This is a genomic window from Cereibacter changlensis JA139 (genome assembly GCF_003034985.1).
Classification (GTDB): Bacteria; Pseudomonadota; Alphaproteobacteria; order Rhodobacterales; family Rhodobacteraceae; genus Cereibacter; species Cereibacter changlensis.
Map to the genome: position 1 here is coordinate 1 of NZ_PZKG01000131.1, position 10,306 is coordinate 10,306.

Here is a 10,306-nt window from a genome sequence, read left to right on the forward strand (position 1 = left end):
GACCGCGACGGAGCGCGGGCGGATCCTGATGCGCATGTCGGCGCTGGTCACGGCCCGCGCCGAGGATCTCGCGATGATCGAGACGCTCGACGTCGGCAAGCCGCTGAACCAGTCACGGCGCGATTCCGTAGCGCTGGCGCGCTATCTGGAGTTCTACGCCGGGGCCGCCGACAAGCTGACGGGAACGACGATCCCCTATCAGGAGGGCTTCACCGCCTATACCCTGCGCGAGCCGCATGGGGTCTGCGGCATCATCATCCCGTGGAACTACCCGATGCAGATCCTCGGCCGCGCCGTCGCCGCGGCGCTGGCCGCCGGCAATGCGGTGGTGCTGAAACCGGCCGAGGACGCCTCGCTGTCCTCGCTGGTCTTCGCCTCCATCGCCGCCGAGGCCGGCCTGCCGGCGGGCGCGCTGAACGTCGTCACCGGGCTGGGGGCCGAGGTCGGCGCGGCGCTGGCGGGGCACCGGGGCGTGCAGCACCTGTCCTTCACCGGCTCGGTCGCGACTGGGATGCGGATCCAGGAGGCCGCGGCGCGCAACGTGGTGCCGGTCACGCTGGAGCTGGGCGGCAAGTCTCCGCATATCGTCTTCGATGACGCCGATCTCGACCTCGCCATGCCGGTCTTGGTCGGGGCCTGCATGCAGAACGCCGGCCAGACCTGCTCGGCCGCCTCGCGCGTGCTGGTGCAGCGCGGGGTCTATGAGGAGGTCCGCCGCCGGATGGCGGAGATCTACCGCGGGCTCGTCGTCGGGCCGGCCTGCGACAGCCACGACCTGGGGCCGATCGTGTCGCGCCGGCAGCGGCAAAGCGTGCAGGGCTTCATCGACCTCGGGCGGCGCGAGCTGACCCTCGCCGCCGAGGGCACGCTGCACCCGGAGGCCCCGCCGGAGGGGCATTACGTGCTGCCGACGCTGTTCTCGGAGGTGCCGCCCGATCATGCGCTGGCGCGGGAGGAGATCTTCGGTCCCGTCCAGGTGCTGATGGCCTTCGAGGACGAGGCCGAGGCATTGAGGCTGGCCAACGGCACCGATTACGGGCTGGTCGCCGGCGTCTGGACCCGCGATGGCGCCCGGCAGCTGCGCATGGCGCGGAAGCTGCACAGCGGCCAGGTGTTCATCAACAACTACGGGGCCGGCGGCGGCGTCGAACTGCCCTTCGGCGGCGTCGGCCGGTCGGGCCACGGCCGGGAGAAGGGCTTCGAGGCGCTCTACGGCTTCACCCGGGTCAAGACGGTCACCGTCCACCACGGCTGAGGCCGGCGGAGGGCGCATCCTCTTGTGACGCCCCCAAGCTTCCCAGGTCGGGCGCCCCACCTCCGGGCGGGGCGCTCAGGCGCCGGCCAGCGTTTCGTTCAGGTCCTTCAGTAGACGGCTGTGGCGGCGCACCTCGGTCAGCACCGTGCCGAAGGTGGCGTAGCCGCGGCCCTGCAGCATCGGCAGGAGCTTCAAGAAGGCGTCGGCGGTGGCCACCGTGTCGCCGATTGCCGTATGGCGCGCCTCCTCCGGGATCGTGATTCCCAGCCGGTGCGCCAGCGCGTCGAGGCTGTGCGCCTCGGTCTGGCCGAAGAGCACTGCCGACAGCAGCACCGTGTCGAGGATCGGCATGTCGAAGCGCAGCCCGATCAGCGGCTCGGCCCGGCGCAGGAATTCCATGTCGAAGGGCGCGTTGTGCGCGACCAGAACCGCGCCCTCGGCGAATTTGTGGAAGGCGCGGCCGACCTCGGCCAGTTCGGGGGCCGAGGCCACCATCGCGTCGGTGATGCCATGCACCTCGGTCGAGGAGGCGGGGATCGGCCGGCGCGGGTTCACCAGCGTGTCGAACACCTCGCCCTCGACCCGGCGACCGTTGACGATGCGGACCGCGGCGATCTGCACGATCTCGTCCTGCGACGGCATCAGGCCGGTGGTCTCGGTGTCGAAGACCACATAGGTCAAGTCCTCCAGCCGCGCCTCGGCCACCCGCTCGTTGCGCGCCTTGGAGAGCAGGTCGAAATCGTAGACCACGGCGCGCGAGATCGGGCTGGGCCGCCGCCCGGCGCGGCGCGCGGCGCGTAGCGGCAGGCAGAGCGCGTTCTCTCCCGGCCCGGCGGCCTCCGGCCAGATCTCGGTGCTGTGGGTGGAGAGCACGCTGCGCCCGGTGACCTCCGGCGCGGCGGGGTCGAGCGGCCCGGCCAGCCACTGCTCCAGCGTGGCGACGGCCAGCGGCTCGCCCTGCCAGATCAGCCGCAGCATGGCCTCGGTGCCCTCCTCGGTCAGCGTCACCCGGAAGGCGGGCCGGTCGATCCGGGCGGCGATCCCGGCGATCAGGCCGATGACCTCGAAACCGTTGCAGCGCAGCAGCAGCGGCGCCTCGCAGGCCTCCACCCGCAGCCCGGCCTGCTCCATCCGCGCCCTCAGCCCGTCGAGCAGGTCGGAGGCCCGGGTCAGCGCCAGCGGCCAGCCGTCGTGGCGCTGCTCGTCATGCTTGCGGCTCAGCTCGGTGACGGCGGAGGCCAGCATCGCCACCTCCTGCCGCAGGGCCTGATCGACCTGCGGCGGCGGCGGCTCGCCCGGCGGCAGCACCTCCAGCAGAGTCTGCAGATTGGCGGCGGGGCGGCGGACGCGGTCGAAGACCTCGACCAGCAGCGCCTCGCGCCGGGAATAGGAGGCGAGCGCCGAGGTCACGTCGCGCAGGGTCAGCACGTAGCCCGGGCTCTGGGTGCCGCCGGCGATCAGCCGCATCCGCGCGGCGAGCACCCGCGCCCCGGCGACGGTGGTGCAGAGGATGTCCGAAGCGGCGTCGGGGTCGCCCGCTTCCGTCAGCCGCTGGTGCGCGTGGCGGATGGGTCCTTCGCGCAGGTAGTCGAACAGGTTGCGGTCGAGCCCCGGCGCACCCGTCGTCTGCAGCAGGTCGGTCGCCGGGCCGTTGTAGAACACCAGCTGATGCTCGCCCGAGCAGAGCAGCACGCCCACCGGCACATCCGACAGAAGCGCCTCCAGCCGCGCCTTCTCCGACGAAAGCCGCGAGGTCTCGCGCGCCACGGATTCCGCCAGCGCGTTGCGTGTCTCGGCCAGGGTCAGCGCCGTGGCCGAGGCGGCGGGGGCGAGATCGCCCAGATAGCGGGCGCTGGCGTCGTCGATCGCGCCCTCGACATTGGCATGGGTGCGGGCGCGCAGCTTGCTGGCCAGCGCGTCGATCGGCCGGGCGACGTTCATGTCGAACAGGTACCAGACCCAGGTCACCAGCCCGAGGATGGCGAAGCCGGCGAGGATGCCGACCTGCTGGAAGGCCGGCAGCAGCTCGGCACTGCCGAGCCGGCGGTAGGCCAGCAGCAGCCCGACCGCGACCGCGACATTGGCCCCCACAGCCAGCGCCGCGAAGAACAGCAGGATCCTCAGCCGCAGGCCCAGCCGGTGGAGCATCTCAGCCCCCCTCGCCGAGCAGCCTTCGGACTTCCTCGCGCAGCGCCTTCAGCTCGAAGGGTTTCGAGATGAATCCGTCCGCCCCCAGCGCCATGCCCTTCTTGCGCTCGATGGTCGAGCCGCGGGCGGTCATCATCAGGATCTTCACCTGGGCCAGCGAAGGGTCGAGCCGCACGCCCTGGCAGATCTCGTAGCCCGAGACTTCGGGCAGCATGACATCGAGCAGCACGAGATCCGGCCGGGTCTCGCGGATATGCCCAAGCGCCGCCGCCCCGTTCGAGATCCGGTCGTGCTCGTAGCCCTCGCGCGTCATCAGGTAGTCGAGCGCCATGGCGATGTTGTCTTCGTCCTCGACCACCAGAACGCGGTGCTTGCGTGCTCCATCGGCCATTTCAACCCTCCTGGCAGGCCGCCCTCTGCAGTTCGTCGTCTTGTCCGACCGGCCGCCAGACGGCGCCGCTCAGGGTGCCGTCCGGCGCCAGCGCCGCGCCGCCGGCCAGCGCCGCCTGCCGATCGCCGGCGCAGTCGAAGGCGAAGGGCAGGCGCTGCGTCGGCTGCCAGCGCTGCACCACCATCGCGTCGGCGCGGCGGATGTCGGGCCGGTCCTGCGAGGTCAGCATCGCCGTGCGGTCCAGCGCCATGAAGCGGCTGGAGACCGGGAACAGGAAGGTCCAGGGTCGCAGGGCCGAGCTGTCCTCGGGAGCGGAGACCACCCGGACCTCCGGCGGCAGGGCGGCGGCGACGCGCGGATACCAACTGTACTCGTTCCAGACCGAGAAGGTCAGCATGCCGGCCCCGATGGCGGCGGGGATCGTCCATTTCGGCAGCCGCCCCTTGCTGAAGTGGCGCACGGCCATCACCAGCCCGGCGAGGCCGGCTCCGGCGGTGATCGTGGCGGCGAGGTCCATCAGCATGGGCGTTCCTTCAGGTGCGTGCGCCGCGGGCGGAGCCGAGCGCGGATTGCATGGTGCGCACGACGACGAAGGCGTCGCGCAGGTGGCTGCGTTCGAAATCCGACAGGTCGGAGGGGGCGAGGAAATTGTCGGGCGCGCGGCCCGAGCGGATCAGCCGCGCCTGGTTCTCCAGCCGGATCTGGGCGATCATGTCATAGGCCTCGATCAGGTCGCGCGCGCCCGAGATCGAGATCACCCCGGTCGCCTCTGCCCCCTGCAGCCGGGCGCGGGTGTTCGCCGCGCTCAACCGGCCGATCAGCGCGTAGACCCGGCCGAGGTCGGTCACCGGCACGACGCCGTTGTGCTTGAGGTCGATGTGGTTCTTGTACTCGCCCGAGCGGATGGTGGCGAAGCCGCGGATCAGCCCGAGCGGCGGCGTGTGCTTCAGCGAATTGGCGATCATGTGGGCGACGAAGATCGAGTTCTTCGCCGCCATGTGCAGCGTGTCGACCTGCAGCGCCTCGAAGAGCGTGGTGTCGCCGCCGATCGGCCGGAGGTCGAACATCACCGAGGACAGCATTTGCGCCATCGGGTCGGGCTGCTGCACCCAGCGCTGGAAGTACTCGCGCCAGACCTTCAGCGGCTGGCGCCACTGCGGGTTGGTCGCCATCATGTCGCCGGGGCAGTAGACATAGCCGCAGGCGTTCAGCCCGTCCGAGACGAAGCGGGCCAGCGCGGCGAAATAGGCCTCGTCGGCGGGCAGCGTCTGGTCCGACAGGATCAGGCAGTTGTCCTGGTCCGACACGCCGGTCTGCTCCTGCCGGCCCTGGCTGCCGCAGGCGCACCAGACATAGGGCACCGGCGGCGGCCCCAGCGCCTCCTCGGCCAGGGCCAGCAGCCGGCGCGTGACGGTGTCGGCGATGTCGGTGACCAGCCGGGTCACCACCTCATGCGCGCTGTGGCCCGAGACCAGCTGCACCAAGAGGGCGGGGATGCGCGCCGTCACCTCGGCCAGCTGCGCCACGCCCTCGGCCGTGGCGGCGTCGCGCACCAGCTGGGCCGAGGACACCGCCTGGAACCGGGTGAGGTCGGTCTGGGTGATCATGCCGACCAGCCGCCCCTCCTCGACCACCGGCAGGTGGCCGATGCGGCGCTCCAGCATGATGTGCAGGATGTCGGAGCCGAGCGCCTCGGGGCCGAGCGAGACCGGGTCGGGGGTCATGATGTCGCGCACCGGGGTCGAGGGGTCGCGGCCGCTGGCCACGACCTTGGCCGTCATGTCGCCGGTGGTGACGATGCCAACGAAGCGCCCGTCCTCCACCACGCCCAGGCAGGAGACATGCGCGTCGCGCATCCGCGCCGCGGCCCTGCGGATCGGGTCGCCGGGGGCGCAGGTGATCGGCTTGCGCGCCATCAGGTCGGCCACTTTCTGCGTCGTCAGGTCCGAGGCGCGGTAGCCGTTGCTGCGCCGCCGGGTGAAGAAGCGCTCGAAGGCGGGCGAGCTGTCGAACAGCCGGCGGAATTCCAGCGCGGGCAGCATCAGCAGCACCGCGTCCTGCGTCGCCCGCGCCGTGGTCGCCGCGCGGCCGTCGCGCATCAGCCCGCGCTCGCCAAAGGAATTGCGCGGCCCGAGCACCGAGATCACGTCGCCCGAGGGCTCCAGCACCTCGACCCCGCCGCGCTTGACGAGATAGAGCCCGACCAGCCGCTCGCCATGGCGGTAGACCGTGTCCCCGGCGGGGACTTCCCTGCGGCTGAAGCAGCTGGCGACACGCGCCAGCTCGTCCCTCGGCAGGCTGTCATAGGGGTGCACCGTCTCCAGAAAGCTCATGATGGTCTGGGCGTCGTTCATGAGATCCTCGATCCGCACCGGGTCGGTGCGCCCCCGGGGAGGGGACGCACCTTGGTCAGGGTCAGTGGGCGACGGCCGTTCCGGCGCCACGCGGCACGCGGATGCTTTCCACCAGCTCCTGCACGTGGTGCGGAGGCGGTGCGGTGACCGACGACACGATATAGGCGGAGGCGAAGTTCAGGATCGCGCCGACCGTGCCGATGGACAGCGGCGAGATGCCGAAGAAGTACTGGTCCGGGGTGTCGGGCAGCATGTTGGTGCCCGGCACGAAGAACCAGCCCTTGTAGGCGAAGATGTAGACCGAGGTGAAGATCAGCCCGACCAGCATCCCGGCGATGGCGCCCTGCTTGTTCACGCGCTTCGAGAAGATGCCCATCATCAGCACCGGGAAGATCGTGGCAGCGGCCAGGCCGAAGGCGAGCGCCACCACCTGCGCGGCGAAGCCGGGCGGGTTGAGGCCGAGCCAGGTGGCGATGGCGATGGCGAAGGTCATCGCGATGCGCGCGGCCAGCAGCTCGCCCTTTTCCGAGATGTTCGGGTTGATAGAGCCCTTGATCAGGTCGTGCGAGATGGCCGAGGAGATCGCCAGCAGCAGGCCGGCGGCGGTGGAGAGGGCCGCCGCCAGGGCGCCGGCGGCGACCAGGGCGATGACCCAACCCGGCAGGGCAGCGATTTCCGGGTTCGCGAGAACCATCATGTCGTTGTCCAGCTTGGTGACCTCGTTGCCGACCCAGCCGCGCTCGGCGAGGGTCTGGCCGCCGAGCGTGTCGGTCGCCAGGGCGGCGTCGCGCTTGGCGGTCGCATCGGCGACGGCGGCTTCGAGGGCGGTGCGGTCGGCATCCGCCGGGGCGGCAGCCAGGGCCGCGTTTGCGGCAGCCAGCGCCTTGTTGGCGGCGGCGGTCGCGGCGGGTTCGTTGAAGTACTGGATCTGGCCGTCACCGTTCAGGTCGGTCATGGTCAGCAGGCCGGTCTTCTCCCAGGTCCGGATCCAGCTCAGCTCGGGGTTGCTGTCGATGGCTTCACGGGTGATCGCCGGACCGTCGAGCGCATTGCCGGTCGCCGCGTTCGGCCACATCGTCGTGGTCAGGTTGAGCCGCGCCATCGAGCCGACGGCCGGGGCCACGGTGTAGAGCAGGGCGATGAACACCAGCGCCCAGCCGGCGGAGGACCGCGCGTCGGCCACTTTCGGCACGGTGAAGAAGCGGATGATGACATGCGGCAGACCCGCGGTGCCGATCATCAGCGACATGGTGAACAGGATCATGTTCAGCATGTTGGCGGTTTCCGAGGTATAGGCGCGGAACCCGAGCTCGGTCACGACCTGGTCGAGCTTCACCAGGAACTCGGTTCCCGAGGCGACATGGGTGCCGGTCAGGCCGAACTGCGGCAGGAAGGAACCGGTCAGCTGCAGCGAGATGAAGATCGCCGGGATGGTGTAGGCGATGATCAGCACGACATATTGCGCCACCTGGGTGTAGGTGATGCCCTTCATGCCGCCGAGCACGGCGTAGACGAAGACGATCGCCGCGCCGATGTAGAGACCCATGTCGGTCGAGATCTCGAGGAAGCGCCCGAAGGTCACGCCCACGCCGCGCATCTGGCCGATCACATAGGTCACCGAGATGACGATCAGGCAGATCACGGCCAGCAGCCGCGCGCCGCCGGAGTAGAAGCGGTCACCGATGAACTCCGGCACGGTGAACTTGCCGAACTTGCGCAGGTAGGGGGCAAGCAGCAGCGCCAGCAGCACGTAGCCGCCGGTCCAGCCCATCAGATAGGCCGACTGCTCGTAGCCGCCGGCCGGGGCCAGCGCAATGATGCCCGCCATCGAGATGAAGGAGGCGGCCGACATCCAGTCGGCGCCGGTGGCCATACCGTTGAGCACGGGGTGGACGCCCTGGCCGGCTGCATAGAATTCCGCGGTGCTGCCCGCCCGGGCCCAGATCGCGATGCCGATGTAGATGGCGAAGGTGATGCCAACCACGATCAGGTTGAGGGTGAATTGATCCATTGTCCCTGCCGCTCCTTATTCGTCGACGCCGAATTCTTTGTCGAGCCTGTTCATCCGCCAGGCGTAGACGAAGATCAGCACGAGAAAGACGTAGATGGAGCCCTGCTGGGCGAACCAGAACCCGAGATCGGCGCCGCCGACCATGATGCCCGACAGCATGGGCCGCAGGATGATCCCCAGTCCGAACGAGCAGAAGAACCAGACCGCGAGCGAGATGAGGATGATCCGGATATTGGCCGACCAATAGGCGTTGGACGACGCCCGGTCGGCGGTGACATTACTGTTTCTGTCCACCATGCTGTAACTCCCTGTAGATTGCTTTTCTCCCGCCGGCGCCCCCCTCCCGAAGGGATGCCGGCCCTCCCTCAGGCCGTGCCCGGGACGACGATCCGTCCGAGGCTTTCGGCGACGACATCGATGGGTTGCATCGCGTCGATGGTTTCCAGCACGCCGCGCCGCCGGTAATGGGCGATGAGCGGGGCGGTCTGGGCGTGATAGGCCTCGAGCCGCGCGGCCACGGTCTCGGCGGTGTCGTCGGCGCGGCGGGTGAAGGCCGCGCCGCCGCAGCGGTCGCAGCGGCCGGCGACTGCCGGCGGCTTGAAGTCGTCGTGGTAGCCCTCGCCGCAGGCGGCGCAGGTGAAGCGGCCGGCGACGCGGGCCACCATGGCCGCATCATCGACCTCGAGGCTGATCGCCGCCGTCACCTGCTGCCCGGTCTCGGCCAGCAGCGCGTCGAGCGCCGCCGCCTGCGCGTCGGTGCGCGGAAAGCCGTCGAGGATCACGCCATTGCGCGTGTCGGGCGCCGCCATCCGGTCGCGCAGGATGGCGATGACGATGTCGTCCGAGACCAGCTGCCCGGCCTCCATCACCGCCCTGGCGGCAAGGCCCGCCGGGCTGCCCGCCGCCACCGCGGCGCGCAGCAGGTCGCCGGTCGACAGCTGGACCAGCCCGAATCGTTCTTCCAGCCGCCGCGCCTGGGTGCCCTTGCCCGCTCCCGGCGGGCCGAGCAGCACCAGCACGGCCGGGCGGGTCAGCGTGTCGGTCGCGCCGCGCACCGGCTCAGCCCCGGGTCTTGCGGTTGGCGATCAACTCGTCGACCACCGAAGGATCGGCCAGTGTCGAGGTGTCGCCCAGCGAGCCGAAGTCGTTCTCGGCGATCTTGCGCAGGATGCGGCGCATGATCTTGCCCGAGCGGGTCTTGGGCAGGCCAGGGGCCCATTGGATGATGTCGGGCGAGGCGATCGGGCCGATCTCGGTGCGGACCCATTTGACCAGCTCCTTGCGCAGGTCCTCCGATGGCTCGCTGCCGTTCATCAGCGTGACATAGGCGTAGATGCCCTGGCCCTTGATGTCATGCGGATAGCCGACCACTGCCGCCTCGGCGACGCTGACATGCGCCACCAGCGCGGATTCGACCTCGGCCGTGCCCATGCGGTGACCCGAGACGTTGATCACGTCGTCGACCCGGCCGGTGATCCAGTAATAGCCATCCTCGTCGCGGCGGCAGCCGTCGCCGGTGAAGTAGTAGCCCTTGTACTGCGAGAAATAGGCTTCCTCGAAGCGCTCGTGGTCGCCCCAGAGCGTGCGCATCTGTCCCGGCCAGCTGTCGGAGATGCAGAGCACGCCCTCGGTGGCGGTCTCCTCCTTCACCTCGCCGCTGGCCGGCTCGAGCACCACGGGTTTCACGCCGAAGAACGGCCGACTGGCGGCGCCCGGCTTCACCGGCATGGCGCCCGGCAGCGGGGTGATCATGTGGCCGCCGGTCTCGGTCTGCCAGAAGGTGTCGACGATCGGGCATTTCCCCTTGCCGACATGGGTGTTGTACCAAGCCCAGGCCTCTGGGTTGATCGGCTCGCCGACCGAGCCGAGCAGCTTGAGCGAGGAGAGGTCGTAGCGCTCCACCCATTCCGGGCCCATGCCCATCAGCGAGCGGATCGCGGTTGGCGCGGTATAGAATTGGTTCACCTTGTGCTTCTCGCAGACCGCCCAGAACCGCCCGGCGTCCGGGTAGGTCGGCACGCCCTCGAACATCAGCGTCGTCGCGCCATTGGCCAGCGGGCCGTAGATGATGTAGCTGTGGCCGGTGACCCAGCCGACCATCGGCAGTGCACCAGAAGACGTCGCCGTCATGGTAGTCGAAGCTGATC

At 69.9% G+C, this 10,306-nt stretch carries 8 protein-coding genes and 1 pseudogene; 1 reads left to right on the plus strand and 8 read right to left on the minus strand.

Annotation, left to right across the window (positions count from 1 at the left end; genetic code table 11):
* Window positions 1-1,255 (plus strand): aldehyde dehydrogenase family protein (locus tag C5F48_RS19040; RefSeq protein ID WP_107665404.1); only part of this gene is annotated, 1,255 nt, incomplete at its 5' end.
* Between the two features lie 75 nt (window positions 1,256-1,330).
* On the opposite strand, the gene C5F48_RS19045 is transcribed toward C5F48_RS19040, so the two are convergent.
* The 8 genes and pseudogenes from C5F48_RS19045 to C5F48_RS19080 all read right to left on the minus strand — a co-directional run.
* On the minus strand, window positions 1,331-3,403 hold the full coding sequence (locus tag C5F48_RS19045) for a 3'-5' exonuclease (RefSeq protein ID WP_107665405.1): 2,073 nt from the start codon (window positions 3,401-3,403) through the stop codon (window positions 1,331-1,333).
* Window position 3,404: 1 nt separating this feature from the next.
* Window positions 3,405-3,794, minus strand: coding sequence for a response regulator transcription factor (locus C5F48_RS19050; protein ID WP_107665406.1), 390 nt, complete (start codon window positions 3,792-3,794; stop codon window positions 3,405-3,407).
* Window position 3,795: 1 nt separating this feature from the next.
* On the minus strand, window positions 3,796-4,317 hold the full coding sequence (locus C5F48_RS19055; protein WP_107665407.1) for a hypothetical protein: 522 nt from the start codon (window positions 4,315-4,317) through the stop codon (window positions 3,796-3,798).
* Window positions 4,318-4,327: 10 nt separating this feature from the next.
* Complete coding sequence (locus C5F48_RS19060) at window positions 4,328-6,148, minus strand: DUF294 nucleotidyltransferase-like domain-containing protein (RefSeq protein ID WP_107665408.1); 1,821 nt, start codon at window positions 6,146-6,148, stop codon at window positions 4,328-4,330.
* A 61-nt stretch (window positions 6,149-6,209) separates the two neighbouring features.
* Window positions 6,210-8,159, minus strand: a complete 1,950-nt coding sequence (locus C5F48_RS19065) for a sodium:solute symporter family protein (protein ID WP_107665409.1) — start codon at window positions 8,157-8,159, stop codon at window positions 6,210-6,212.
* Between the two features lie 15 nt (window positions 8,160-8,174).
* Window positions 8,175-8,456, minus strand: coding sequence for a DUF4212 domain-containing protein (locus C5F48_RS19070; protein WP_107665410.1), 282 nt, complete (start codon window positions 8,454-8,456; stop codon window positions 8,175-8,177).
* Between the two features lie 68 nt (window positions 8,457-8,524).
* Window positions 8,525-9,214: an adenylate kinase gene (locus C5F48_RS19075; protein WP_107665411.1), complete on the minus strand. Its 690-nt coding sequence runs from the start codon at window positions 9,212-9,214 to the stop codon at window positions 8,525-8,527.
* 4 nt (window positions 9,215-9,218) lie between these two features.
* Window positions 9,219-10,306, minus strand: a pseudogene (locus tag C5F48_RS19080) (AMP-binding protein); the annotation flags it as partial.